Origin of the sequence: Paenimyroides ummariense (assembly GCF_900115115.1) — a bacterium.
Taxonomy (GTDB): domain Bacteria; phylum Bacteroidota; class Bacteroidia; order Flavobacteriales; family Flavobacteriaceae; genus Flavobacterium; species Flavobacterium ummariense.
The window spans coordinates 34,889-61,501 of record NZ_FOVI01000008.1 but is presented as its reverse complement, the minus strand read 5'-3'; the positions used below and the strand labels follow the sequence as shown (position 1 = coordinate 61,501).

Annotated in this window: 28 protein-coding genes; 11 read left to right on the top strand and 17 right to left on the bottom strand. The window is 33.0% G+C overall.

The annotated features are described in order from the left end of the window. The first annotated feature begins 96 nt into the window (after positions 1–96). Complete coding sequence (gene queA / locus BM253_RS07615) at positions 97–1,146, top strand: tRNA preQ1(34) S-adenosylmethionine ribosyltransferase-isomerase QueA (RefSeq protein WP_091521757.1); 1,050 nt, start codon at positions 97–99, stop codon at positions 1,144–1,146. Positions 1,147–1,207: 61 nt separating this feature from the next. Here the strand turns inward: queA and BM253_RS07610 are convergent, their stop codons facing one another. Continuing rightward, entirely contained in the window at positions 1,208–1,915 is a 708-nt protein-coding gene (locus BM253_RS07610; RefSeq protein WP_091521752.1) for a DUF1003 domain-containing protein, read from the bottom strand. A gap of 147 nt (positions 1,916–2,062) precedes the next feature. Between BM253_RS07610 and BM253_RS07605 the strand changes: the two genes are divergently transcribed. Together BM253_RS07605 and BM253_RS07595 are read left to right on the top strand one after the other, a co-directional pair. Continuing rightward, a complete protein-coding gene (locus BM253_RS07605; protein ID WP_091521748.1) occupies positions 2,063–3,391 on the top strand; it encodes a peptide-N-glycosidase F-related protein in 1,329 nt (442 codons plus the stop codon). A gap of 277 nt (positions 3,392–3,668) precedes the next feature. Further along, the gene (locus BM253_RS07595; protein WP_091521742.1) at positions 3,669–4,064 is read left to right on the top strand and encodes a hypothetical protein; all 396 of its coding nucleotides are present in this window, start codon (positions 3,669–3,671) and stop codon (positions 4,062–4,064) included. Between the two features lie 13 nt (positions 4,065–4,077). Here the strand turns inward: BM253_RS07595 and kdsB are convergent, their stop codons facing one another. Both kdsB and BM253_RS07585 read right to left on the bottom strand, forming a co-directional pair. Then, positions 4,078–4,815 carry a 3-deoxy-manno-octulosonate cytidylyltransferase gene (kdsB, locus tag BM253_RS07590; RefSeq protein WP_091521739.1) on the bottom strand — a complete coding sequence of 246 codons (738 nt, stop codon included), beginning with the start codon at positions 4,813–4,815 and terminating at the stop codon, positions 4,078–4,080. After that, the gene (locus BM253_RS07585) at positions 4,808–6,232 is read right to left on the bottom strand and encodes an ATP-dependent DNA helicase (RefSeq protein WP_091521736.1); all 1,425 of its coding nucleotides are present in this window, start codon (positions 6,230–6,232) and stop codon (positions 4,808–4,810) included. The genes kdsB and BM253_RS07585 overlap by 8 nt, the downstream gene beginning before the upstream one ends. A gap of 79 nt (positions 6,233–6,311) precedes the next feature. Here BM253_RS07585 and BM253_RS07580 point away from each other — a divergent pair, with 79 nt between their 5' ends. From BM253_RS07580 to BM253_RS07565, 4 genes are all read left to right on the top strand, one after another. Continuing rightward, a complete protein-coding gene (locus BM253_RS07580) occupies positions 6,312–7,103 on the top strand; it encodes a DUF3822 family protein (RefSeq protein ID WP_091521732.1) in 792 nt (263 codons plus the stop codon). After that, positions 7,100–7,699 carry a 16S rRNA (guanine(966)-N(2))-methyltransferase RsmD gene (rsmD, locus tag BM253_RS07575; protein ID WP_091521728.1) on the top strand — a complete coding sequence of 200 codons (600 nt, stop codon included), beginning with the start codon at positions 7,100–7,102 and terminating at the stop codon, positions 7,697–7,699. Before BM253_RS07580 ends, rsmD begins: the two co-directional genes overlap by 4 nt. 152 nt (positions 7,700–7,851) lie before the next feature. Continuing rightward, positions 7,852–9,219, top strand: a complete 1,368-nt coding sequence (locus BM253_RS07570) for a PQQ-dependent sugar dehydrogenase (RefSeq protein ID WP_091521966.1) — start codon at positions 7,852–7,854, stop codon at positions 9,217–9,219. Between the two features lie 94 nt (positions 9,220–9,313). Beyond that, on the top strand, positions 9,314–10,030 hold the full coding sequence (locus BM253_RS07565) for a hypothetical protein (RefSeq protein ID WP_091521725.1): 717 nt from the start codon (positions 9,314–9,316) through the stop codon (positions 10,028–10,030). 320 nt (positions 10,031–10,350) lie between these two features. Here BM253_RS07565 and bshC read toward each other — a convergent pair whose 3' ends face one another. Beyond that, positions 10,351–11,934, bottom strand: a complete 1,584-nt coding sequence (gene bshC / locus BM253_RS07560; RefSeq protein WP_091521721.1) for a bacillithiol biosynthesis cysteine-adding enzyme BshC — start codon at positions 11,932–11,934, stop codon at positions 10,351–10,353. A gap of 150 nt (positions 11,935–12,084) precedes the next feature. Between bshC and BM253_RS07555 the strand changes: the two genes are divergently transcribed. After that, entirely contained in the window at positions 12,085–14,283 is a 2,199-nt protein-coding gene (locus BM253_RS07555) for a B12-binding domain-containing radical SAM protein (protein WP_091521717.1), read from the top strand. Between the two features lie 156 nt (positions 14,284–14,439). Here the strand turns inward: BM253_RS07555 and BM253_RS07550 are convergent, their stop codons facing one another. The 9 genes from BM253_RS07550 to arsC form a co-directional block, all read right to left on the bottom strand. Next, complete coding sequence (locus BM253_RS07550; protein ID WP_091521714.1) at positions 14,440–14,787, bottom strand: SdpI family protein; 348 nt, start codon at positions 14,785–14,787, stop codon at positions 14,440–14,442. Further along, a complete protein-coding gene (locus BM253_RS07545; RefSeq protein WP_091521711.1) occupies positions 14,784–15,215 on the bottom strand; it encodes a DUF3784 domain-containing protein in 432 nt (143 codons plus the stop codon). Before BM253_RS07545 ends, BM253_RS07550 begins: the two co-directional genes overlap by 4 nt. After that, entirely contained in the window at positions 15,215–15,667 is a 453-nt protein-coding gene (locus tag BM253_RS07540) for a hypothetical protein (RefSeq protein WP_091521708.1), read from the bottom strand. The genes BM253_RS07545 and BM253_RS07540 overlap by 1 nt, the downstream gene beginning before the upstream one ends. Before the next feature lies 1 nt (position 15,668). Next, positions 15,669–17,024, bottom strand: a complete 1,356-nt coding sequence (locus BM253_RS07535) for an alpha/beta hydrolase family protein (protein WP_091521705.1) — start codon at positions 17,022–17,024, stop codon at positions 15,669–15,671. 11 nt (positions 17,025–17,035) lie between these two features. Beyond that, a complete protein-coding gene (locus BM253_RS07530) occupies positions 17,036–17,608 on the bottom strand; it encodes a YIP1 family protein (protein WP_091521701.1) in 573 nt (190 codons plus the stop codon). 2 nt (positions 17,609–17,610) lie between these two features. After that, positions 17,611–17,883 (bottom strand): DUF2089 family protein, encoded by a 273-nt coding sequence (locus BM253_RS07525; protein WP_091521699.1) that lies wholly within the window; start codon positions 17,881–17,883, stop codon positions 17,611–17,613. A 129-nt stretch (positions 17,884–18,012) separates the two neighbouring features. After that, positions 18,013–18,939: an EamA family transporter gene (locus tag BM253_RS07520; RefSeq protein ID WP_397334406.1), complete on the bottom strand. Its 927-nt coding sequence runs from the start codon at positions 18,937–18,939 to the stop codon at positions 18,013–18,015. Between the two features lie 82 nt (positions 18,940–19,021). After that, positions 19,022–21,484: a TonB-dependent receptor gene (locus BM253_RS07515; RefSeq protein ID WP_091521691.1), complete on the bottom strand. Its 2,463-nt coding sequence runs from the start codon at positions 21,482–21,484 to the stop codon at positions 19,022–19,024. 100 nt (positions 21,485–21,584) lie between these two features. Next, on the bottom strand, positions 21,585–21,926 hold the full coding sequence (arsC, locus tag BM253_RS07510) for an arsenate reductase (glutaredoxin) (RefSeq protein WP_091521689.1): 342 nt from the start codon (positions 21,924–21,926) through the stop codon (positions 21,585–21,587). A gap of 60 nt (positions 21,927–21,986) precedes the next feature. On the opposite strand from arsC, the gene BM253_RS07505 reads away from it, so the two are divergent. Beyond that, positions 21,987–22,871 carry a CPBP family intramembrane glutamic endopeptidase gene (locus BM253_RS07505; protein ID WP_091521686.1) on the top strand — a complete coding sequence of 295 codons (885 nt, stop codon included), beginning with the start codon at positions 21,987–21,989 and terminating at the stop codon, positions 22,869–22,871. 2 nt (positions 22,872–22,873) lie between these two features. Next, entirely contained in the window at positions 22,874–23,917 is a 1,044-nt protein-coding gene (locus BM253_RS07500; protein WP_091521682.1) for an AMP-binding protein, read from the top strand. Positions 23,918–24,033: 116 nt separating this feature from the next. Here the strand turns inward: BM253_RS07500 and BM253_RS07495 are convergent, their stop codons facing one another. Both BM253_RS07495 and BM253_RS07490 read right to left on the bottom strand, forming a co-directional pair. After that, positions 24,034–24,519, bottom strand: coding sequence for a lipocalin family protein (locus BM253_RS07495; RefSeq protein WP_091521679.1), 486 nt, complete (start codon positions 24,517–24,519; stop codon positions 24,034–24,036). A 108-nt stretch (positions 24,520–24,627) separates the two neighbouring features. Next, positions 24,628–25,047 carry a nucleoside-diphosphate kinase gene (locus tag BM253_RS07490; RefSeq protein WP_091521677.1) on the bottom strand — a complete coding sequence of 140 codons (420 nt, stop codon included), beginning with the start codon at positions 25,045–25,047 and terminating at the stop codon, positions 24,628–24,630. Positions 25,048–25,146: 99 nt separating this feature from the next. On the opposite strand from BM253_RS07490, the gene BM253_RS07485 reads away from it, so the two are divergent. Continuing rightward, positions 25,147–25,539, top strand: a complete 393-nt coding sequence (locus tag BM253_RS07485) for a group III truncated hemoglobin (protein ID WP_091521673.1) — start codon at positions 25,147–25,149, stop codon at positions 25,537–25,539. Here the strand turns inward: BM253_RS07485 and BM253_RS07480 are convergent. Both BM253_RS07480 and BM253_RS07475 read right to left on the bottom strand, forming a co-directional pair. Beyond that, positions 25,536–25,895, bottom strand: a complete 360-nt coding sequence (locus tag BM253_RS07480; protein ID WP_177205746.1) for a VOC family protein — start codon at positions 25,893–25,895, stop codon at positions 25,536–25,538. The genes BM253_RS07485 and BM253_RS07480 overlap by 4 nt on opposite strands. 5 nt (positions 25,896–25,900) lie before the next feature. Beyond that, positions 25,901–26,596 (bottom strand): hypothetical protein, encoded by a 696-nt coding sequence (locus BM253_RS07475; RefSeq protein ID WP_091521667.1) that lies wholly within the window; start codon positions 26,594–26,596, stop codon positions 25,901–25,903. Positions 26,597–26,613: the final 17 nt, after the last annotated feature.

Below are 26,613 nucleotides of genomic sequence, written 5' to 3'. Positions count from 1 at the left end.
AAACGATTATTTACTTGACAACCCCTGCTTTCAAATCGTATATTTGCAAGCTTAATTTTTTGATTAAGAAAAACAATTTAATGGATCTTTATTTATATGAAGTTATCAAATTTTAATTTCAATTTACCAAACGAATTATTAGCAGAATTTCCTGCCGAAAATCGCGATGAATCTCGTTTAATGGTAGTTAACCGTAAAACAGGTACAATAGAACACAAGTTTTTCAAAGATTTAATCGATTATTTCGATGAAGGCGATGTGATGGTGCTTAATAATACCAAAGTTTTTCCTGCACGTTTGTATGGTAATAAAGAAAAAACCGGTGCCCGTATCGAGGTTTTCTTGTTGCGCGAACTAAATTCAGAACAACGTTTATGGGATGTTTTGGTAGATCCAGCAAGAAAAATCCGTATAGGTAACAAATTATATTTTGGTGACGATGATTCTTTAGTTGCCGAAGTTATTGATAACACCACATCACGCGGACGTACGTTACGCTTTTTGTATGATGGATCTTACGAAGAATTTCGTTTAAAATTACGCGAATTGGGTGAAACGCCGATTCCTAAATATATTAACCGCGATGTTACTCCGGAAGACGAAGATCGTTACCAAACAATTTATGCTACCGAAGAAGGGGCTGTTGCAGCACCAACTGCAGGTTTGCACTTCTCTAAACACTTATTAAAGCGTTTGGAAATTAAAGGTGTAGATTTTGCAAAAATCACTTTACATATTGGTTTAGGAACTTTTAATCCGGTTGAGGTTGAAGATTTATCTAAACACAAAATGGACTCTGAAGAGTTAATTATTACTCAAGAAGCATGCGATGTTGTTAACAAAGCAAAGGCAAACAAAAATAAAATTTGTGCTGTGGGAACTACGTCAATGCGTGCGTTAGAAAGTTCGGTTTCATCAAACCACACATTAAATCCTTACGAAGGTTGGACAAATAAATTCATTTTCCCTCCATACGATTTCAGCATTGCAGATTGTATGATTACTAATTTTCACATGCCAAAATCGACGTTATTAATGATGATTTCTGCATTTACAGGTCACGATTTAATGATGAAAGCTTACGACGAAGCAGTTAAAGAAGGATATAAATTTTATTCGTATGGCGATGCCATGCTAATTTTGTAGTTTTTTTATTTAGTTATATAGTTAAAAGAAAACTCATCATAAAGATGAGTTTTTTTTGTTTTTACAGTTTTTTATCTTTCTTTATTTCTTCTAAAATAGTGTGCATCAATTCGGTTTGAACTTTTTGTATTTCCATTAATTCTTGTTGTTGATGCATTATTAAATGATCTATTTTTTCATGAAGAATTCTAATTTCTAATTCCGATTTTAAATTTACCATGTAATCATTCTTGGCACGCTCTCGATCCTTGGCTTCTTGTCGGTTTTGAGACATCATAATTATTGGAGCCTGTAAAGCCGCAACACACGAAAGAATTAAATTTAAAAGTATAAACGGATACGGATCAAAACCTTTATTCATAAAAATAAAAGCATTTACTCCAATCCATAGTAATAGAAAAAAAACAAATGATAAAATAAAAGTCCAACTTCCACCAAAATCGGCAACTTTATCGGCTATTTTTTCTCCAATAGCGTCCTTTTTCGTGTCACTTTTTAATGATTCATCGCTAATTAATTCCGATTTGGAAATAGAATCAACCACCTGCTTTTTTAAGTCGTTCAATTCGCCAACTTCATTTACAAGTTTTTCTGAAATAAATCTTTGTCGGTAAAAATTCAATTCATCAATTGATAGTTCCGCATTTTCGTCGAACAAGTTATGTTCCTTTTTTATAAAATCAAAAATAGATTTTCGAATGGTTTTCGCTTTAACCATTTCATCAATAGAGAATTCTTTTCCGGAAATATCGCTAATAAATGTTTTCATTTAGGAGGTGCTATAAATCAATTTAATGGTAATTGTTGTTTTTTATTATTTGTAAAAATGCGTTAGAAATGATTAAATATAAAGCGATAATTAATTGGCTTATATTTTTTTTATAATTTTAGAAAATTAAATATAAGTAATTAAAATATGATAAAAAAGTACTTTTTATTTTCTCTAATTTGTTTAACAGTTAGTTTAAATACTCTTGCCCAAAATTACCAGTTAAATGCTTTTAATAATGTTATTTTTTATGATGGTTATGCAGCAACAAAAACAACAGCGACTCCTGCAGGAATTGTTCGTTTAGATAATTCAAGATATGCCCGAAAAATAACTTCAACAGAGATTGCAAGTTTTAACAATATGCTTTCATTAGAAGTAAAGATTAACGCACTTTGCGATAATTACGATCGTCAAGGTGGTGTGTTCTTTTCATTTGTTCCAACAGGAGAAAATATCACCTCGCCTAACAAAAAGACAATAGAAATTGGTAGATACATTACGCCATTTATGAATATGAATGTAGCACCTAATGAAGTTACTTATCAGTACGATTTAAATCACTTAATTGGTATTTTTAAAGATGCTACTTTTCTACAGAATAATGATATTTGGGTGGAGTTTTTCTTGTTTGGTGTTCCTTATGCAGCGCATAAAGAAATACCGGGATGTGCAGGAAGAGAAGATGTTTTTCAAGGTACCGTAAATTTTACCTCTGCTGTTAATACTTCTGTAGCTCAAGATTACCTTCCAAAACCATTATGGAGTAGAAAACGTATAAACAAAACAACTGATAGCGATTTCCCGGGAACAGCAGCAAGAATGGTTTCTTTTTCGACAGATCAAGATTTAATTGATGCGCACATACACCTTATAACCTCTGCTCACGGAGCTAACACTGGTGGTGAAGAGTATGTTCGTAGAGAGCATTTGGTTTATTTTGATGATGTAGAAATTTTAAAATATACTCCCGGAGGTTTAAGTTGCGAACCTTTCCGTAAGTACAACACCCAGCCCAACGGAATTTATGGTAGTTCGGTACAGTCTACTGCTTGGTGGGCAAGCTGGAACAATTGGTGTCCGGGCGATAAAATACCAAACAGAATTATTCAATTAGGAAATGTAGCTACAGGTAATCATTCCCTTAAAATAAGTATTCCTACAGGGAAATTTCCTAACAGTAATGATGAGATCTTTTTATCGGCATTCATATATTCAAAAGACAACGCATTGTTAAATAACAAAGAGGTAGATGTAATTGACTATGTAGTTTTTCCAAACCCGACAACAGATCAAATTACAATCAACGCATCTGTTGATGTTAAGAAAACAACCTTAATTGATTTGAACGGAAAAGTATTGTTGAATGGATCTAATAAAACATTAAACGTACAAAATTTACCTGCAAGTACCTATATTTTAAATATTGAATTTGCAAACGGAGTAAAAACAACAGAAAAAATAGTTAAAAACTAATATTTTCTCTACATAAATTAAATCCCGTTAGTTCACTAGCGGGATTTTTTGTTTTTCGGGCGTTCCCCTTACATCCAGTTTCAAAAGCAAAAACCAAAGAAACGATGTAACGAAACGAATATTTGTAATTATGATTGAATAATCACAATTTGTAAAAGTAAGATGTTTTTTAAATGCAGTAAATTTTATTACATCGCTTAAAAGCATCAAAACTTCACAAATGATAGAAAATTAATTTAAAATCATTTTTTATACTTTTGTATTTTATTTACTTATTATGAGTGTTTCATTTGAAGAAGATTTAAAGGTTGAAATCTGTAGCGAATTGAAAAGCGAGCTTTTACTTTTAAGAGATGAAGAGCAGCAGGTAATTGTTCATTGTTCTATTTACGGAATGGATGTAGGTGATGCAGCACGCATTTGGAAAAGTACTTATTTGATTGATAAAGAAAAAGGTAAAACATATAAACTGCTTTTTGCAGACGGTATTAGTTTTGCGCCACAATGGACATTGATTCCGTTTAATAAGCCTTTAGAATTTACCCTGATTTTTAAAGGATTACCTAAAAGTTGCGAAATGTTTGATTTGATTGAGATTATTCCAGAAGAAGGCGGTTTTGAGGTTTTAAACGTAAAGCGTAACACAACAGATGTTTATTATGTAACAATATAAAAATTCAAGGTTTTTATTCCCAAAGCAACCGTGCCTTATCTAAATCTTCTTTGGTATCAATACCTACACCTGTGTGGTTTGTAAGTACCATTTGTATGGTTCTGCCGTATTCCAGATAGCGTAATTGTTCTAATTTTTCGGTAGCTTCTAAGCCTTTCATTTGCCATTTGGTAAAATCTAAAAGTGCTTGCTTTCTGTACGCATAAACACCTATGTGCTGATAATACGGAACGTAGCTTTTACCATCGCGCGGAAAAGGTATCGCTGCTCGGGAAAAATACAAGGCTTTTAAGTTTTGATCTACGACTACTTTTACGTTATTGGGATTATTGATAGTTTCCAAATCATTAATTTCAAACATTAAAGATGCCAAATCGATTTTTTGTTCGATATCTTTCTTAAATATATCAATTAAACTTTGTAGATTTTCTTTGTTTACAAAAGGTTCATCGCCTTGAACATTTACTACAATATCGCAATTTATATTTTCAATAACTTCTGCAATACGGTCGCTTCCGCTTTCATGAGAATCGCTACTCATTACCACATTTACGTTGTGTTCTTTTAGTAAATCGAAAATAATCTGATGATCGGTTGCTACCAAGACCTCATCAAACAACTGTGTTGCAACTGTTGCCAAATATGTTTGAACCACAACGGGTTTTCCGCCTAAATCTTGAACCAATTTTGCTGGAAATCGTGTAGATGCATACCTTGCCGGAATTACTGCTATTATTTTTAAACTATTCATTGAAAAAATCGTCGTTAAATCCTATTAAATAAACTTTTTCTTTGGCGCGTGTTAATGCCGTGTACAACCAACGCATATAATCTTTACTAATGCCGTCGGGCAAATAAGGTTGTTCAATAAAAACGGTATCCCATTGTCCACCTTGCGATTTATGACAGGTTACTGCATACGCAAACTTAATCTGCAAGGCATTAAAATATTCGTTATTCTTAACTTTTTGCATTCTGCGGAACGCCGTTATTTCATCTTGATAATCCAATAAAACTTCCTGATACAGTTTATTAGATTGTTCGTACGTTAAACTTGCCGATTCGGAATGCAGTGTATCCAACAAAACAATGGTATCAAAAGGCAACATATCGGGGTAATCAATCATGCGGACTTTTACCGATGCAAACCTAAAACCATACAATTCATGGTGCTTGTAAATCTGCAAAATTTCTAAAATATCTCCGTTTGCAATAAAATCGGTTGTTTTAGAATCTTTCAACCAAAAGTAATTATTTTTCACCACCATTATGTAATCGCCGGCACTAATTTCGCTTTCGTTGTCTAAAATCCGCGTTCTAATTTGTTGATTGTATTGGTTGGCGCGTTTGTTAGATCGAACAATAAAAATGGTTTCTTCGGATCCTTTTTTAGAATACGCATCGTGAATGGCATCTAATGTTTCGTATCCATCTTGCAAACGCACAATGTCTTTAAATGGTTTTACATCGAACTCAAAAAAATCATAGAATTCTTGTTGCAGCTGTTCGCGCAATTCGGTGGCATTGTACAAAATACCCGAATCTTCTTCCTGACGCATTACTTCGGTCAATTCAATAAAATCGACTTTCATGTGATAATTCAATGCCAATTTACTTTCATTCAAAGCCGGGCTTTCATCCATTCCAACAGGTGGTAACTGCGCGGTATCGCCTACAATAATCAGTTTGCAATTTTGTCCGGAATACACATAATACATTAAATCGTCTAACAACGAACCATGTGTGTACATGGTAGCATCAGTCACATTATCGGAAATCATAGACGATTCATCGACAATAAAAATGGTATTTTTATGTTTGTTAGCCTGCATGGTAAATGCCATGCCCGAGTTTTTATCTTTTTTAGGATAATAGATTTTTTTGTGAATGGTAAATGCCGGCTGTTTGGCATAATTTGATATTACTTTTGCAGCCCTACCGGTTGGCGCCAACATAACGTATTTTTTGTTTATCAGCGGCAACTGATTGACCAAATTTGACAATAACGTGGTTTTACCTGTACCGGCGTATCCTTTTAAAACAAAAACTTCGTCTTGATTTTCGCTTAAAATAAATTGCGAAATCTTTTTTAAAAAGACATCCTGTTTTAAGGTAACGTTAAACGGAAAGCTATTTTTTATGTGAAGGTAAAATTCGGTAATGGTCATTTATCTGGTAGCGTTTTCACAAAGATACTATTAATCAGCAAAAAAATTGTACTTTTGATTCTTATACATTTTATGATTTATGACTAACGAATCGTTTCAAAAATTATACATACAAGTATCGTTACAAAACTTTAGTTACTGCGTTAAAAATCAGGTAAACAACCAGGTTATTCAGTTTAAATCGTTTGCTTTAGATCAATACAAAACCATTGAACAGCAGTTAGATGTTTTTTTTGATAAGGAAGAAGCACTGCAAACCGGTTTTAGCGATGTGCTGGTTTTGCACGATAACAACTTAAATACTTTTGTACCAACGGCTTTGTTTGATGAAACTGCTTTAGGAAGTTATTTGCAGTACAACACAAAGGTTTTCCCAACCGATTATTTTGATTTTGATTCGTTAACGCAACATCAAATGGAAAATATTTATGTGCCGTATGTTGCCTTTAACAATTATTTTTTAGATGTTTTTGGAAGCTTTAATTTTCAGCATATAAACACCGGTTTGGTGCAGCATTTTTTAAATAAATCTGCAAACAACAATCAAGTAGAATTTTTTGTGCACGTTGCCGATACGCATTTTGAAGTAGTTTTACTGCAAAACAAAAAACTGTTGCTTTTTAATAGTTACGAATATCAAACTCAAGAAGATTTTATTTATTACCTGCTTTTTGTGTTTGAACAATTACAGTTAGATCCGCAAAAGCAACTTGTAAAAATTGTTGGTAACTGCACCAAAGAAAGTAATTTATACCAAATTACCTATAAATTTATTCGCAATGTAGAAGTTGCTGATTTAAAAACCATTGCGCAAACACTATCGGTAACCAACGAACAATTACAACAACATTACATTTTATTACACGCATGAGAATAGTTTCTGGAAAATTTAAAGGCCGACGCATAACCGCTCCAAAAAATTTACCTGTTCGCCCAACAACCGACTTAAGCAAAGAGGCACTTTTTAATATATTAAATCATCAGTTTTCGTTTCACGAATTAAAGGTTTTGGATTTGTTTGCCGGAACGGGTAACATTAGCTACGAATTTGCATCGCGCGGTGCCGAACCTATTACGTGTGTTGATGCTGATTTTGGCTGTGTGAATTTTATTAAGAAAACAGCGCAAGAGTTCGATATGGATATCACAGCGATTAAAAGTGATGTTTACAAGTTTTTAGAACGCAGTAAAATTAAATACGATATTATTTTTGCCGATCCGCCTTACGATTTTTCTCAGGAACAGTTTGATAAGATTTATCAGATGATTTTTGAAAATGAATTGTTAGAAGACGATGGTTTACTAATTATTGAACATTCTACCCAAACAAAAATGGAGCATTTAGAACATTTTAGCAACAGCAGAAAATACGGTGGTTCTATTTTTTCGTTTTTTGAATACGAACAAGAAGAAACCGAAGATGACGATGATTTCGACGACGATGAGTACGATAACGAAGAGGAATAGATTTTCTCTTTTTTTATTTCGTTTTTAAGTATAATATCTGAAATTTTCTAATTAAAGCAAAATAAATATCGATATAATATTTAATATTTTAAATAATGTGTAATCATTTTTAATTTTTACTAAATTTATAGAAATATATAAAATATATGGCTATGAAAAAGATTATACTTATAATTTGTTTTATAATATCACCGTTTTTATTTGCACAAACCTTCAATTTACAAAGTTTTGCCACTGGTTTTACTAGCCCGGTTGATATTGCTCATGCGGGCGATTCTCGGTTATTCATCGTTCAACAAAACGGAATTATCCGAATTGCGCAATCAAATGGAACTGTTAATACCACAAACTTTCTTGATATTAGTTCTAAAGTTTTAAATAGCGGTGAACAAGGTCTTTTAGGTTTGGCTTTTCACCCGCAATACGCCACTAACGGACGATTGTATGTCTATTACAATGCAATTGGTACAGGTAATATCACTATTTCAAAATATACGGTTAGTACTACAAACCCCGATGTTGCCAATGTAAATTCCGAAGAAGTTTTAATGAGTATATCCAAATCATTTTCAAATCACAACGGTGGATGCTTAAAATTTGGTCCCGATGGTTATTTATGGATTGCAACGGGCGATGGTGGTAGCGGTGGCGACCCACAGAACAATGCTCAAAATTTAAGTTCTCATTTAGGTAAAATGTTACGTATAAATGTAAACGGAACTACAGGCTATACAATTCCAAGTGACAATCCTTTTACAGGAACAGCTACACAATTAGATGAAATTTGGGCATACGGATTGCGAAATCCTTGGCGCTTTTCTTTTGATACGTTAACAGGAAATGTACTGATTGCCGATGTGGGACAAAATAATTCAGAAGAAATTAATAAGGTTGCTGCAACTCAAGCTGGTGTTAATTACGGTTGGCGATGTTATGAAGGGAACGATCCGTACAATACTACAGGTTGTGCTGCTGCAACCACCATGACCTTTCCTGTTGCTACTTATAGTTTGGCTGGTATTTATTGTTCTATAACAGGTGGCTATGTTTACCGTGGTGCAACATATCCTTCTTTAGCAGGACTTTACTTTTTTTCAGATTATTGTGCCAATCAAATTGGAACAATGGATGCGAACAATACTATTACGTGGAGCTCCACTTTTTCTAATGTTGCCTTTACAACTTTTGGAGTAGACTTTCAAAATGAATTATATGTCGCATCAGCTCAAAATGGAACAATTTATAAAATTACTGCACCAAACGCTAGTATTGAAGATATTGATAATCAAAACAAAATAAAAATTTACCCTAATCCGGCATCTAATAAAATTTATGTAGAAGGTATAGAAAATGAAAATCTAAATGCCGAATTTATAACTTTAGAAGGAAGGATAATCTTGAATAAAAACTTAAATGCTAACAATTCGATTGATATATCAGGTTTAAAAAACGGTGTATATTTTGTAACTATTAAATCGAATCAAACTAAAATATATACTCAAAAAATTATAGTGAAGTAAGGCGTTCTAAATCTGTCATTCTGAATAGCAATAACTATTGAAGATGAATAGATTTTCCTATTTTTTTGTATATTTAGGTTTTTGAAAAATATTTATGATTGAAACAATGTCTTCTCTTTCCCCTTACATCATTGCATTTCTGCTTGCTATAATTGGTATCTTTCTGAAAGCTTACTTACAAGAGAAAGGAAAGTTAAAAGCTACAATCTCAGAAAATGAAAAATTAATTTTTCAAACGGAAAGAATTAAATCGGAATTTAATTGCGAGTTAGAAAGTTTAAAAAAAGATCATCAATTAGATATTACAAAACGTAAATATCAATATGAAAGTAAAAAAGATAGTTATATTAATTTTTTTAAATTAATTGATTCATTTACTCATGATACAAATATAAAGAACACTCGAAAATTAGGTGAGGTGTTAGGAATTTTTAGTAATGATTATATTAATGCTGTTACCGAAAATGATCTTGAAAAACAAAACGAATCTGTAATTAACATGTCTAATCAAATATTACAAATGACTTTCGAAGGAAGTAATGAGTTAAATCGTATTAGACAAGAAACTAATACAATAAGGCTTATAGCAAGTAAGAAAGTAATTGAAAAACTCAATGAGTTAGAAATTGCCTTTCATGATTCTATTGAAACAGCAAATAAAACAATGAGAGAATTACCCATTCTAATGGAATCCAAAAGTGATAATCAAATTCTTTTAAATCAAAATGAATTGCAGTTAAAAGCTAATTTAACTAATTTAAAAACTCAAGAATTAATTGAATTGATGAGATATGAATTAGATGAAATTTAATTATGTAAACTAAAAAAAAGCCTCATTTAAAGTGAGGCTTTTTGTTTTATAAAACATCATTAATAATACTTTCTACAATTTCTGGATTTAGCAACGTACTAGTATCACCTAGATTTGAAAAATCTTTATTGGCAATTTTTCTTAAAAAAAAACTATTTCACACAAGCTGTGTAATTTGAAAATTATTCTAAAAGTTTTTTTAAATAGTTTTAGATTCATATTTGGAATTAGTTTTGTGTAATGGCTACTCAGGTATGCTTTAAAACTCCAGCATTTGAATTGAAGTGACGCTTATCTAAATACAATGAGTCTTTGTAAACCTATAAAGTAATTATCGCATAATTCTGATCCAAAGGATTCAATTTTTTAAGTAAAATATCAATCATTTCTTTGCCATAATCTACATATAAAGTCGAAAAATTGTCAACGCGTTCCTGCAGACTGTTGTTTGGAAACAAAGCAATTTTCAAATCAAGCATTCTGTCTAACTGATCTTGGTTTTTTAAGCGTTCGGCTTTAAAATAACGTTTTTCTAAATTTTCCAAACCTTTAATCTGTTTGGCTTCTTGTGCATTTACCGCGCCAATAAACGATTTGTTAGTTTGTAGGGTAACTTCTTTTAAAGCAGTAAACTGTTGTTTTAAAAACTGTTTTTGCTGTTCGAAATCGAAAGCATGTTGAGCAAAATCTTTTGTTTTCTTTTGCAGGAAATCATCAGTTTTTAAGAATAGCTCTTCCCAAGAAAGCTTTAATTTTTCTCGTTTTTGGTTTTGTTTTTCGGTTGTTAATAGCACAGAATTCCTCAGCAAAAGCATTGGGAAAGTTATCTTATGCAGTGTGAAAACTTCTTTCAGTTCTAACCAATAAGCTAGTTCGCCACCACCGCCAATGTAACACAAATTCGGTAGAATAACTTCCTGATACAACGGACGCAAAATTACATTCGGACTGAATTTCTCCGGATTGGTTTCAACCAAAGTCAACAAGTCGTCTTTTGTAAACTGTATTTCGGTATTTAAAACTTTATAAAAATCATCTTCAAAAACAATACGTTCACGCAAACCATCTTCAATAAAAAACAAGTTGATTTCGCGCGGATTCACCTGAATAATGTAATCCTTTAAAATATCGTAACTTTTTTCGACTTCCTTGAAAGACGACAAATTGTTCAGTTCTTCCTTAATATGTGGAACAAAAAGTTGTTTTAACGCTACATCATCGCCATCAACAATAATCAAACCTTCGTTTCCAAATAATTTATTAGCTAAAAATCGGGTAGCATCGGCTAAATTGCTGTATTTTAAATAAGCGTTTTCAAACAAAAGGGATAGTTCGTTGGCATTGTTTCCTAAAGGTAAATGCTTTTTTAACTGATCAAAAACTGCCTGTAATCCATCGGTATTCAATCTGCCAACCGGACCCGAAACTTCCTTATTCCACTGAAATTTCTTTCGGTTGAAGTTAAAAAAGTTAATCTCATCAAAATCATGATCTTCCGTCGCCATCCAATAAACAGGCACAAAATCATAATCAGGATACGTCTTTTTCAACTCTTTACACAAATTAATCGTAGAAACAATTTTGTATAAAAAATACAGAGGTCCCGTGAACAAATTCAGCTGATGCCCCGTAACAACAGTAAACGTATTGTTGTTTTTAAGGTTGTTGATGTTATTTTGAGTGGCAGCTGTTACCGAAAATTTTTTATATTGATTTTGCAGGCTGTTTGCAAGTATTTGTCTGTTTGCTGAAGGAAAGTTAGCCTGTTTTTCTAAAATCTGGTCTTTAAAATTTTCTATGGAAGGAAAACGGTTATATAAAGTGCTTAACTGATTGCTTTTACAAAGGTAATCAATCATTAATTTAGAGAAATAGCCGGTTTGTTCGTATGGAATTTGGAACATTTATCTGATTTTTTTCAAATTTAATAAAATACTAAAACCATTGCACCATATAAACTATAAATTATTGGTAAAATTAGTGCGCTACATTAAACGAAAATCTTATCGTAAAACCGACAACTAAATCGTACTTTTGCCTAAATTTTTCATTGTTTGGAAACACAGATTTTATTAGTTACACCGCCTTTTACGCAACTGAACACGCCTTATCCGGGCACGGTTTACCTTAAAGGCTTTTTAAATACAAAGAACATTTCTTCCTATCAGTCCGATTTGGGAATAGAGGTTATTTTGAAGTTGTTTTCCAAGCAGGGATTAATTGATTTGTTTGATTTTATTGATCGATCCAATCCAGTTTTAGGCGAGAATTCCCAACGGATTTTTGCTTTAAAAGATGATTATATTCATACGGTAGATTCGGTTATTTCGTTTCTTCAAGGGAAAAATCCAACATTGGCAAATGCTATTGTTCAAGACGATTTTTTGCCACAAGCTAGTCGATTTTCGCAGTTAGATGAATTGGATTGGGCTTTTGGATCTATGGGTTTTCAAGACAAAGCCAAGCATTTTGCAACGTTGTATTTAGAAGATTTATCGGATTTTATCATTGAAACCGTTGATGAAAATTTCGGTTTCAGTCGTTATGCCGAACGTTTGGGAAGATCTGCCAATTCGTTTGATGAATTATACGAAAAGTTACACAGCGAACCAACCTATATCGACCAAATCACCCTTAAAAGTCTGCATAATTTAATAGAAAAAACAAATCCTAAAATTGTAGGGTTCTCAGTTCCTTTTCCGGGAAATCTGTACAGTGCGTTTCGTTGTGCGCAGTTCATCAAACAAAATTATCCGCAGATAAAAATTGTCATGGGCGGTGGTTTTCCAAATACCGAATTGCGTTCTGTGTCTGATGTTCGAGTTTTTCAGTTCTTCGATTTTATTAATTTAGACGATGGTGAAGCTCCAACCGAACAACTGATTCGTTTTGTAAACGGAGAAATTTTGGCAAACGAATTAAAACGTACTTTTTTGTTGCAAGATGATGAAGTATCGTACATAAACAATCCGTTAATAAAAGATTACAAACAAAGCCAGGTTGGTTGTCCCGATTATACCGATATTGATTTATCGCAATATATTTCGGTGATCGAAGTGGTAAACCCAATGCATCGTTTGTGGAGTGATGGTCGTTGGAACAAATTAACCATGGCGCACGGCTGTTATTGGGGGAAATGTACCTTTTGCGATATTTCGTTAGATTATATAAAGATTTACGAACCTATTGCTGCCAAAGAAATTGTTGACCGAATGGAACAATTAATTGCCACAACGGGCAATAGCGGTTTCCATTTTGTTGATGAAGCAGCACCGCCGGCACTGATGCGCGAAGTGGCTATAGAAATCATTAAACGCAAGTTAACCGTTTCGTGGTGGACGAATATTCGTTTTGAGAAGAATTTTACCTTAGATTTATGTCGATTATTAAAAGCATCGGGTTGTATTGCGGTTTCGGGCGGATTAGAAGTAGCATCAGACAGATTGTTACAATTGATTGATAAAGGCGTTACAGTTGAACAAGTGGCGCGAGTGAATAGAAACTTTACCGAAGCAGGAATCATGGTGCATGCGTATTTAATGTACGGTTTTCCTACGCAAACGGCTCAAGAAACGATAGATTCGCTAGAAATGGTTCGACAAATGTTTGAGGTCGGAATCATGCAATCGGGCTTTTGGCATCAATTTGCAATGACGGCTCACAGCCCCGTTGGATTGGAACCTGAAGCGTTTGATGTGATCAATCTATCAAAAGAAATAGGAACGTTTGCAAATAATGATTTGGTTCATAAAGAAAAATCAGGTGCGGTTCACGACAAGTTTTCTTTCGGATTAAAAAAATCTCTCTTTAATTATATGCACGGTTTGTGTTTTGATTTTGAACTGCAAGAATGGTTCGATTTTAAAATTCCGCGTACAAAAATTCCGCATGATTATATTGTATCGGTTTTAGAAAGTGAAGGTTTTCCTACATTTAAATCGACTCAAAAAGTAGTTTGGTTGGGAACAAAACCCGTGTTGGAACATTTTACCAAATCTAAAAAAGGCAGAACGTTCGAAAAAGCTCGTATCAGTGTTCACTCTAAAAACGATTTACTGCAAATTGATGTTGATAAAGAAGTAGGCGAGTGGTTTGTACAGTTTTATAACGATTTAAAGATAAGCCCAAAAGGAACACTTTCTTTCCAGCAAATGAAAACCAGTTTTGAAGCACAAACCAACGAAGATTTTGAACCTTTTATCTTTTCAAAACAAGGTGAACAACTGCGCGATTTTGGGTTGTTGATTGTTTAATAAAAAACGAGAAGCTTTTCGTTGCCAAACAGGAAGCTTCTCATTGTATATTTAGAAGCATCTCGTTCGTGAATAAGAAGCTTGATGAGGTTTATAAATATGTTTGTCATTCCATAGGAATCTATAAAATGTTTACAAACATGAAAAAGAATTCACTTATTCAATCTTTCTTAAAGCCTTTTCAACCACCACAATCATTAAAATACTGCCAACAATCATACAAAACATACCAATTGCTAAATCTATACTGTCATTAGTTTTAAACAATCCTTTTGATGGAGCGATCAATGTAAAGATCAATCCTGTAAGCATCATTATTTTAGCGCTGTATGTTTGAGCGAAATCCCATTTTTGCTGACTTTGCATTGATGTTTGGGTTCGGTATCCATACAAACCATTGATTTTTTTAGGCGGATAAGCATACATCATTACACCGGCAAGTATAAAAACAATACCCACGCAAAGCAGCATTTGGTTGCAGTATTCTAAAATAGTATTTATCATAAGTTATTAGATGTTAATTCGTTTAAAGGTGTTGTGTAAATAAGGTAAGTGACAAATAATCCGCCTAAGAACAGAAAAGCAACCATAAAGCGTTGAAACCATAGTTCCCAAGGTTTGTAAACGTTTTTATCGTAAGTTGATCCTAAAAAGAATAATGGAATAAATCCCCAGCTTAATCCTAATGTCATGGCAATGAAGATGAATTTTAAGTTGTCTATGAACAGATTTATTAAACTAACAAAAACCAGATAAGCGGAAATGCTGTAAAAAACAATTTTGTAAATTTTTACAATTCCTTTAAAATCTACCTTCTTTTTTCGTTCATCGCTCATAGTATTGTAACCAGAAAGTAAACTGCCTGCGTTTTCTTTGTTTAAAAGACTTGTAAAAAAGCAAAGAATAAAAGCAATGACGAAACCTGCGTACATTATTTACTGTTTAATTGTGCTACTACATTTTCTAATTCTTGTGGTTTTTGTGTACCAATTACCAGTTGTTTTCCATTTTTAAGCCTTATGTGTAAACCTTTGTTTCCACGAACATTGTAAACCGTTCCATATTTTGTCCATAATCGAATTCCCCAGCCGCCAACAAATCCGTAATTAATTACTTTCATTGTGTCGATATCAGACAACTTTATTGTTTTCCATACAAACGGGAAGTACGTTAATTGAATGTTTTGTTGTGTAATTGTAGTTTTTAGTTGCATTATTACAAAAAGTATAATGACTAAAACGATTATTATTATACCTGAAAAACCACCTGATTTTATGGTTGCTTCTTTAAAAAGTAACAGTACTGGCACTGCTAAGCTTATCATTAACAAAAGCCACAACCACCATTGGTTAAAGCGTTGTTTTTCTATAAATAGAGGTTTCATGTTATTTTACTTTTTCATTTAACCACTTGGTAATATCTTCTAAAACTTTAGGTTCAATAGTGGTTTCAATTTCTCCATATTCGCTATCTAAACCTGTTGTAGCTGGCTGAAATAAATGATTTAAACCATCGTACGAAATAATTTGTAGTTTTCCTTTTGAACCCAAACCTTTTGCGATTCCAGCCAAATTTTCAACACTAGTAACTTGTAAATCTTTTGTACCATTTATTGCTAATACTTCACAATTTATCTTTGGCAAATAGTCTATTGGATCAAATAATAATAATTGGCGAATATGTTCAGAGTACAAACCTTTAATTCTTTCATCCAACTCTTCATCGGTTGCGTTTTTATAATGAACAGTTGTTTTATAATATTCTTTTAGTTCTTTATTGGCTTTTTCTTTTGAATCATTTCTCATAATGATTTCATACGTTTTCTCGTTTAACTTTTTATTTAAAGCACGAGTAAGTTCAGGAAGCCCCATTGCCTTTGCAAAAGCATCATTTTGTAAGACCAATCCATCGCTTCCTTTAATTCCAAGAGATGCCATTAAAATGATAAAATTTACAGAAGAATCTTCAGAAGCTATAATTTGTGCAACCGATCCACCTTCGCTATGACCTAAAACACCAATTTTTTTAGAATCAATTTCTTTTACTGTTTTAAGATATTTAATAGCTGCTTTGGCATCGCTTGCAAAATCAAATACGGTTGCTTTAGCAAAATTACCTTCTGATGATGCTACACCACGTTTATCATATCGTAAAACAGCATAACCATTTTTAGTTAGGTGATCGGCAATAACCATGAACGGTTTGTGCCCGAAAAGTTCTTCATTTCTATCATTAGTTCCGCTGCCTGCAACCAAGACAATGGCAGGAAATTTACCTTTGCCATTTGGCATAGTCAATGTTCCTGCTAATTTAATTTTTGCTTCTTTGTTTTCAAAAGTAACATCTTCTGTTTTATAGCTAAATGGTGGTTGAGGTTCTTGCGGACGATTTAGCTTGAATTCACCTTTTTCTAAATTTAAAGGAAATGACATGCCGCGTTGACTAAATTTTCCTTCAATTTGTTTCGGATTCTTTAAAACACCAACATAATTCATTCCTAATTTTGAATCGGAGATTTTTAAAGTATCGTTTTGAAACGTGATTTTTTCAAGTGGAAATTTTTCATCGGTTTGCATAGGGCTTTCACCCATAACTTTCAATTGGTTGTTAGCTTTACTGATGTGAATTACAAATGGTAATTTTTGATTTGGAATTTCAATGTTTCCGTTCCATGTTCCTTCGATTTGAGCAATTGAAGTAAAGCTGAATAATAATGTAATAAGTAAAATAAAGTTTCTCATAATATGTTTGATTACAAATTTCTAATAATTAAAGTTGATATAATAATGAATGCTAGAATAATTAATACCAATATTAAATAATCAGTTGTTTTCTTTGCGTTGGCAATGGTCTTAAAACTTCGATAGATTATGATACCTTGAATAATTAAAAAACCAATGAAAAATAAGATCATTGAATATACCAAAACCATTTCGATTAGTTGATTTTCAGAAAAAACATAATTTTTTTCAATATTTAGAATTGTTTTTTCATCACTTAAAAAATGCGAAATATTTATAAAAGCTAAAATGTAGTACGGTATTCTAAAATACATACTCAAGTTTAGACAATCAATTACCCGAGTTTTTTTATTTATTATTCTTCCAGCTAAAAAAAAAGCTAAAAACAAGCTAAGAGTAGATATGAAATTCCCTAGAATAGTTAATTTTAATTCTATTTTATCAGAAAAATGCATATCAATTGGAGATTCAAATGTTGTTTGTAAAAAGACTGCTGAAGTCGTACCAACCAAAAATATGATCAAATTTGCAATTAATAGTTTTCTATCATTATAAAATTCAATTGGGTTTAATAGTTTCTTCATAGTTAAATATTAAGGTCTTTAATGTGTTGAATCATATCGTCTAACTGGTTGCGAACCGTTGGGTAGCTTATTCCCAACTGTGCTGCCATTTCTTTTAAACTGCCGCTTGTTAAAAAAAACTGCAAGATAAATTCCTGTTCTTTGGGTGACAGTTGAAGGAATATTGGCAAAGGATAATTTCCTTGAACCACCGTTTGACAACTTTCGCAGGTTAATTGCGTTACACTTAATAAGGTTTCGCAACTAGGGCATTGAGTCGGTAATTTTGCTTTCATTTGAATAAAATTAAAATATAGTTTAATTTTGTTAATTCAAATATAAATAAAATTTAAGTTTTATGCAATAAAAAAATCCATCAAAATTGGAATTGATGGATTTTAGTTTGATATTATTTAAGTAGGCTTTTACTTTTTTGATATTAAATTCCAATTGATTAATAACACTGCGCCTAGAATTATTATAATTCCGACCCATTGTGAAAACAGAACTTGTTCCTGCAAAAAGATGAATGCAAATGTTACCGAAACAGGAAGTTCAACTGCCGAAACAATACTACCCAAACCAACACCCGTTAAAGGAAATCCTTTGTTTAACAAGATAGGCGGTAAGACTGTTCCGAAAACCGAAAGTAAAATTCCCCAGGTATATAAAATGGAAGCATCAAATGTTTTTATCGAAATAAACTCTTCGTTAATCAAGTGTAAATCAAAATAGGTTGGTAGTAATTGCGTTAGCAAACTAAAAATCAATACAATGGTTCCTCCGCCAAAAAGCATAAACAAACTGCGTTTAAAAGCATTCAACTCTTTTGCAACGCTGTTGGTACTATATAAGGTTATAGAAAAAGATACTGCTGCAAGAAATCCAAACAAAAATCCCTTGAAATCAAACTTAATTTCGCTGCCAAAAATACTGGTTGCCAAAGCTGTACCAAATAAAACAAACACAACAGCTATTATTTTTGCAAATGATGGAACTTTTCTACTGATAAAAGCTTCAATTAAAACTCCGATCCAAACCGACTGCATTAATAAAACCACCGCGATTGATGCGTTAATGTATTTTACGCACAGGTAATACAAAACACTTGTAAATCCCATTGACGTACCGCTTAACACCAATTTAAAAATGTTTTTCTTGGTTGCGGTTTGTGTGTTTTTAATGAAGAAATTTATTACAAGCAGACAAATAATCGCAAAAACGTATTGCGATATGGTAACTTCGGCAGTTGTAAAGCCTTGTTTGTAAGCCATTTTTACAAACGATGCCAGCATACCGTAACTGCTGGCTCCCAAGGCTACAAACAATATTCCTTTTAATGTTGAATTCAAAATGTTGGGTCTTAATTTAATGATTGAACAAAAAAGCCTGAAGATTTTTTTCCTTCAGACTCTTTTTATAATACTTTAGATTTTACATCATTTCATCCATATCTTCAGACGACGATTGTCTTTTTTGATCTTTTTGTCGGTCTGTTTTGGTTTGGTTAAAACGGTACGTAAACGATAAGTTTATAGTACGTTCTCTCCATTGCATTTCGGCATAAGAATTTACTTGTGCAATATTGGTTTCCATAATACGTTTTCTCGAATTAAATACATCCTGAACGTTTAAGGCAATTGTACCTTTATCTTTTAAAACATCTTTGCTTAATGCCGTATTTAATGATCCTACACCTAAAATTTTACCTTGTGCCGTTTTTTGTCCGCCGCTGTACATAAAATTTGCTTGCCAGTTAATTTTTGCAGGTAAGGTAATGGTAGAGTTAATTCTACCGTTCCATGTAAAGGCATCATTATCGAAATTCTGAGTTTGTGTAGTTCCTTCAAAATCAACATACGAATAATCGCCGCGTGTTGAAACCTGGAACAAGTTGGCGTTGGCATTAATACGCCACCAACGCAACGGACTGTAATTGGCGTTCAATTCTAAACCATAACGGTATTCGGTAGCTAAATTAATTGGCCCGCTGATAGTTATAGGAATTCCTTCTTCGTTTACACCATCAACTCTGCGTACAAACTGCGTAGCATCGGTAGTATGGTTGAAATATAACGAGGTGTTTAATGTAAGACGACCAATTCGTTTCATGTATCCTAAATCGATTGCATTTGTGAACGAAGGATCTAAATCTGGGTTACCCATGAAGAAATTGATCGAACTTGAATAATTTGAAATTGGATTCAACATACGTCCGCGAGGTCTGCGTACACGTCGGCTGTAACTTGCCGTAACGTTTTCGGTGTCGCTGAATTCGTAATTAATAAAAGCACTAGGGAAAAAGTTATTGTACTTTTTCTTGTTGAAATCCATGGTTGTCATTTGGTTAACATCAATTTCGGTATATTCCCAACGTAAACCTAACATATAGCTGAATTTGTTCAACTTATTGCCAAATTGAGTGTAAAAAGCGTGAACTTGTTCTTTATACTGTAAATCGTTTCTAAACAAATCGTTCGGCTCTAAATCGCCATCTTCGTTTAAAGTATTTATGTTGAATTTGGTATTTAAATCGTTGAAATTTCCTAAATATCCGGCTTCAAACTGACTATTTTCATTGAAAGGTAACACGTAATCTACGCGGGCAATATGTCGTAATTCGTTTTCGGTTGCTCTGGTAACATCTTGCGCCAAAACAGCATTTGCCTCATTCGTTGTTGTAATTGCCGAATCTTCGATATCGCGGTTTTTGTTGATACTTCCCGAAACAAACAATTGATGTCCGCTTTCGTTGAACTTATAAGTAAAATCGGTATTGTACTCTACACTTTCTTTAAAATCGTCTTCTTCGGTCTGGCGAACATTTCTGTATAATAAATTTCTGCCGGCATCGTAATTAGAATAGTTCAGCGTTCGCGGATTATCTCCGGTACTTTTTCGGTAGGTTAAATTATTAGTCCACGTTAATTTATCGGTTAAATTATAATCGATACCAATGTTTCCGTTGATGCTTTCACGCTCGCGGGTGCTTTTAGAATATTCGTCAACAAAGCTTGATGTATTTCCGTTTTCATCGAAATACTGCGATTCGTTTAACGAGTTTCCAAAGGTTTTATTTTTAGCATAACCAAGGCTTGAATATAAGTTGAATTTATCTTCGCGGTAGTTAACCGTTGCATTTGCACCGTAACTTGTAGGATCGCCCACATTTGCAGTTACACTTCCGTTGATACCCGCATTGCTTCCTTTTTTAAGGATGATGTTAATGATTCCGGCACCGCCTTCGGCTTCGTAACGTGCAGACGGATTTGTAATAACTTCCACACGATCTAAAGATTCTGATGGAATCATTTTCAACGCATCACCAATATTAGCAGCCATTCCCGATGGTTTTCCATCAATCAAAACTTTAACTGATTCGTTTCCACGCAAACTTACGTTTCCTTCCGAATCTACTTCAACAGACGGAATATTATCTAACACATCGCTGGCATTTCCACCTTTAACAATGGCATTGTCCCCTACGTTGTAAATACGTTTGTCTAACTTAAGTTCAACGGCAGCACGCTGTGTTTCAATAACAACGCCTTCTAAAACTTCGGCATCGCCTTCAATTTTTATCGTCCCTAAATCAAGTGTAGAAGTAATTTCTTTTGCATCAATAATAAAGGTTTTGTAACCCAAATATTCAATACGAATTTGGTAGGTGTCTGGCGTAACAGGAATATTAAATTTACCCGAACCATCGCTCATATCACCCGTAATATTATTTGCATCGGTAGTACTTTCAATAGTAATACTTGCGTATTCAAGGGGCGTATTGCTGCTTTTTTCTACAATGGTTCCGGTAACGAAAACCTGATCTTTTTCTTGAGAATATGCAGCAGAAGTGGCTAAAGCAAAAACGGTAAAATAAACGTAATTTATTGCTTTCATATATTATCTTTTACTTTCTATTTCTTTGTTCCACAAAAGTAACACCACTTTAAACATTAATTCTAAATTAATTGTTAAATGGTCTTAAAAATGCGGTGAATTATAAGATTTCGTCGATTTTTTCAATCGGTCTTGCAATAACCGCTTTGTTACCGTTTACAACAATTGGTCGTTCAATTAGCTTTGGATTTGCCACCATGGCTTCGATAATTTCCTCATCGGTTAAATTTTTATCCTTGAAATTTTCTTTCCAGATAGCTTCTTTTACACGCACCAATTCAATAGGTTTTATGCCTAAAAGTTTAATAATATTTTTTAATTCGCTAACAGTTAACGGATTGTTTATGTAGTTTATAATTTCGATTTCTTTGTTTAAATCTTGCAGTATACTAAGTCCTTCACGTGATTTGCTGCATTTTGGGTTATGGTAGATTTTAATCATTTTTAGCTGTTATTTTCTTTTACAAATTTAGTTAACTTCGTAGATAAAAATTAGCGATTTATGTATTTAGAACAATTCAACAGAGATTCTTCAAGCATTTTAAAATACCTGCCGTTTGTAGTTTGCTTTCTTGGTTTTATGGCATTAAACATTATTGTATCAAGCTTAATGAATTTAGATTCAAGCACAATGATTCAGGATTCTATAGATCAATGGGGCAAAAATTTTACTTTTTTTACGTTTGTGGTTCCGTTTGTATTTTTTCTGGCATTATTGTTTTTATGGTGGAAATTTATCCACAGATATTCTATTACAAAGCTAACAACCGCTCGCGAAAAGATCGATTGGAGTCGCTTTTTTTTCTCGTTTGGCGTTTGGGCAGGCATAAACTTAATCGTACTTTCTGTAGGATATTTTATAGATCCAGATAGTTTTCAGTTTCAGTTTAATTTAAAAGCATTTTTGCCGTTGCTTTTTATTGCATTAATTTTTATTCCGATACAAACTAGTTTCGAAGAATATTTTTTCCGCGGATATTTTATGCAGTTTACAGCGTATCTGTCAAAAAATAGGGGAGTGGCGTTGGTTGCAACATCGGTAATTTTTGGATTGATGCATTTAAGCAACCCCGAAGTTTCAAGCATGGGCTTAACCGTTATGATTTTTTACATTGGTTGCGGTTTACTTTTGGGAATTATGACATTGATGGATGATGGTTTGGAATTGGCATTGGGATTTCATGCAGCAAATAATCTTTTGGGTGCATTGTTGATAACGTCTGATTCCGCTGTTTTCCAGACCGATGCACTTTTTATTACAACCGCCGATTCAAATATTTATGAATTATTGATACAGGTATTCATAATTTTTCCTATCTTGTTATACATTTTTTCAAAAAAGTACAATTGGGCAAATTGGAAACAAAAATTATTTAAATCTGTTTAATTATGGAAAAGAAGCTTTGTATACATCCCGATTTTAAACTTAATGGACACACTTACAATAAAGAGAGCATCAGCGAATTGGCAATTACCTTGATACGTGATGGTGAAGCGCACGAAAAAGATCTGGGAAATTTAATTTTGCAGTGGTTTGATGATTACGATTATATAACCTTAACAACTTCGGGTACAACCGGCAAGCCTAAAGAGGTAAAACTGAGTAAAGAAGCCATGGAAGCATCGGCTTTGGCAACTGGCGAATTTTTTAAATTACAACCAAAAGATAAAGCATTACTTTGTTTACCAACACATTATATTGCAGGTAAGATGATGTTTATTCGAGCAGTTGTTTTAGGCTTGGAGCTTGATTTTGTAAATCCTACCAAAGAACCTTTAAGAAATAACGATAAAATTTACGATTTCGTAGCGATGGTTCCGTTGCAGGTACATAATTCAATAACGCAGATCGAACAATGTAAAACACTCATTGTAGGCGGAGCCAAATTGAATGATCGTACAAAAGATATTTTAAACGAAATGATGGTAAATGTGTACGAAACTTACGGTATGACCGAGACTATTACACATATTGCTGCAAAGCGTATTAGTGAAAATTATTTTACCGTTTTACCACATGCCAATATTTCACAAGACGAACGCGGTTGTTTGGTAATTGAAGCTCCGTTGGTTTCAAATCATTTAATTGTTACAAATGATCTGGTAGAAATGCCAAACGATATTCAGTTTGCTTGGATTGGCAGATATGATAATTTGGTAAACAGCGGCGGAGTAAAATTGGTTCCCGAAAAAATAGAACAAAAGCTTTCTGATTATATTCCTTACCGATTTTACGTGATTGGAAAAGAAGATGCCGAATTAGGACAAAAGTTGGTTTTGGTAATTGAACACGAACCTTATACTTTATTACCCGAAGCTTTTGGAAGTCTGGATAAATTTGAAAAACCCAGAGAGACAATTTTTGTAGAAAAATTTAAAGAAACCCCAACAGGTAAAGTTCTAAGAAGAGAAACGATTAGTGCGTTGGTTTGAACTACAAAATTTAGAAGGTGCCAGCGTTTTAATCGACAATTTTTTTAAGGTTAATACCACTTTTTATAAAGAATTTGAAAATGAAAAAATCCCGAGTAATCGGGATTTTTTATTAATTATTTTATTCTTTCGAATTTGTCAATACTTTCAGATTTTATATAACTACCTTCAGATTCTACTTCAAACATGCTGTATAAATGCAATTTGTTTTCTTCTGATACTAAAATAGTATAAGATTCTGGAAAATAATTTTTAAGAATCAATTGATTGCCTTTACGCTCATAAGTTGTAGTACCTCTTCTTTCAATAGCTTCATTAGATCCAGATGCCGGGCTATAAATGTAATATTCAACAATATTATCTGCTTTAAATTCATATTGATGAGTTCTTCCGTACATAGAACCTTCTTCTTCATCTAAATTATCAATAAGAATTTCGCCATCCATTTCTATTTTCATGTGTGTAGATGTCGCATTCCATTTTCCTAATAAATGATTTTTTTCTTGTTCAACTACCGGAGCGGTGCTGTCATCTGACGAGCAGGCTGTTAAAGAAGTGAAACCCAATACTGCCATGAATATTAAAATACCGACTTTTTTCATAAGGTTTTTGTTTTAAGTTAAAATTTAAGAATTACGAATATAGTTAAATTTAATAAAATAAAAAAATCCACCTTTATCGGGTGGATTTTAAATATCTGTATCAGTTGATTAAAACTGCTCTCTTCCTGCAAAGTGGAAAGCTGCTTCAATTTCAGCATTTTCGTCAGAATCTGAACCGTGAACTGCATTTTCACCAATTGATTTTGCATATTTTTTACGGATTGTTCCTTCTGCAGCATCAGCTGGGTTTGTAGCACCAATTAATGTACGGAAATCCTCCACAGCGTTCTCTTTTTCTAAGATAGCAGCAACGATTGGTCCTCTTGACATGAACTCTACTAATTCACCATAAAACGGACGCTCTGCATGAACTTCGTAAAATTTCTTAGCATCAGCAACTGTTAATTGCGTTAATTTCATTGCAACGATTCTGAAACCACCTTCAGCAATCATATTTAATATCCCACCAATACTTCCAGCTTCTACAGCGTCTGGCTTAATCATTGTAAATGTTCTTGTACCTGCCATTTTTTTAAGTTTAATTTGTTTGCAAAAATAACTATTTTATAAAAATATAAACCATTTTAATTTAAATACTTTGTAAATTTATAGAAACTTATTTACGCAATGAAACACGATGTTGAAAGCAGGGATGATTTAGAAAAACTGGTTCGAACTTTTTATGATAAAGTACGAAAGGATGAAGAAATTGGTCCGATTTTTAATTCGATAATTACCGATTGGGAACCTCATCTACAAAAGATTACCGATTTTTGGGAACAGCATGTTTTCGGAGTTCAAAAATATAAAGGAAACCCGATTGAAGCACATAATAAGGTTGATGCCGAAACGAACCACAATGTAACGGCACACAATTTTGGAACTTGGCTTTTTTATTGGATGCAGACTTTAGATGAACTTTTTGAAGGATCTAATAAGGAAGTATTGAAGTTTAAAGCACGCAAAATGCAAACCGTTTTCTTTGTAAATATGGTTCAAGCGCGTTCAAAAAAGGTTTAAATTTTCGATCCGAATTGTAAAATATAACCGTTATTGTCTTTAATGGCAAATTCCATCATTCCCCATTCAAAAGTTTCTAAAGGATATACAATTTCAACAGAATTTTTTAAGATGTTCCAAAATTCTTCTGCGTTTTCAACTTCAAAATAGAATGATCCTGTAAAACCAATTTTATCAAACTTTATGTGAGTATTTGGTTTCGATAGCATAATTTCAATTGCGTTTTTATGCAAAGAAGTCCATTGCCAGTCTTCATTAAATTCGGCACAAGTAAAACCCAAAACTTCGGTATAAAATTTTATGGTTTCAGTTATATTTTCTGTGTAAAGTATCGGGGTTAATCTTTTAAAATTCATATCAATTAAATTAAAATATCACTTTCTAAATCAGATTTTTCAATTAAAAATTCAAAACCTAAACGTTCAACAACTTCAATCACCAATTTTTTGTACCAGTTTTCTGATTTTGGATGAATATACAAGCGTTCAATCATTTCGTTTACATCAATCAACACCTTAACACCTTCGTTTACGTGAAGATCTAAATGGGTAACATCGGTAATTACTCGGACTTCGTGTTCGTACTGAAAACTTTTTCGTTTGAAAAGAAATGGGAAAAAATCATCATCAAACGGAATGTGTTCTTTTTTATAGTCGATATAATTTACCTCGCCAATAAACTGATCGGCTCTTGGTTCAATCAACGCTTTTTTTAAACTACCAATAGTTGATTGTATCGCCAAACCTTCGTTGTTCTTTGTGAAAACCTGCCACATAGCATAACTTTCGTACGAATTAGCATGCCAACTGCTTATAACAATGTTCTTTCGTTTTGATTTGTAAGCATCTAAATATTCCGGATTATCTGCTAACAGTTTTTTAATTTCTTCGTACGTTGGTTCACTAAAAGTTCCTTCAAACTGGTCCTCAAACTTATCAGATCGAGCCATAAACATACGCTTAGACAGCAATAAATCCAGAAATTTAGAAAGATCTAAATACTTCCAGATTATAGTATCATTTTCAGGAATATGCAGCTTTTGGTTTTCTTTAAACATTTAGAATTTCTTTCTTT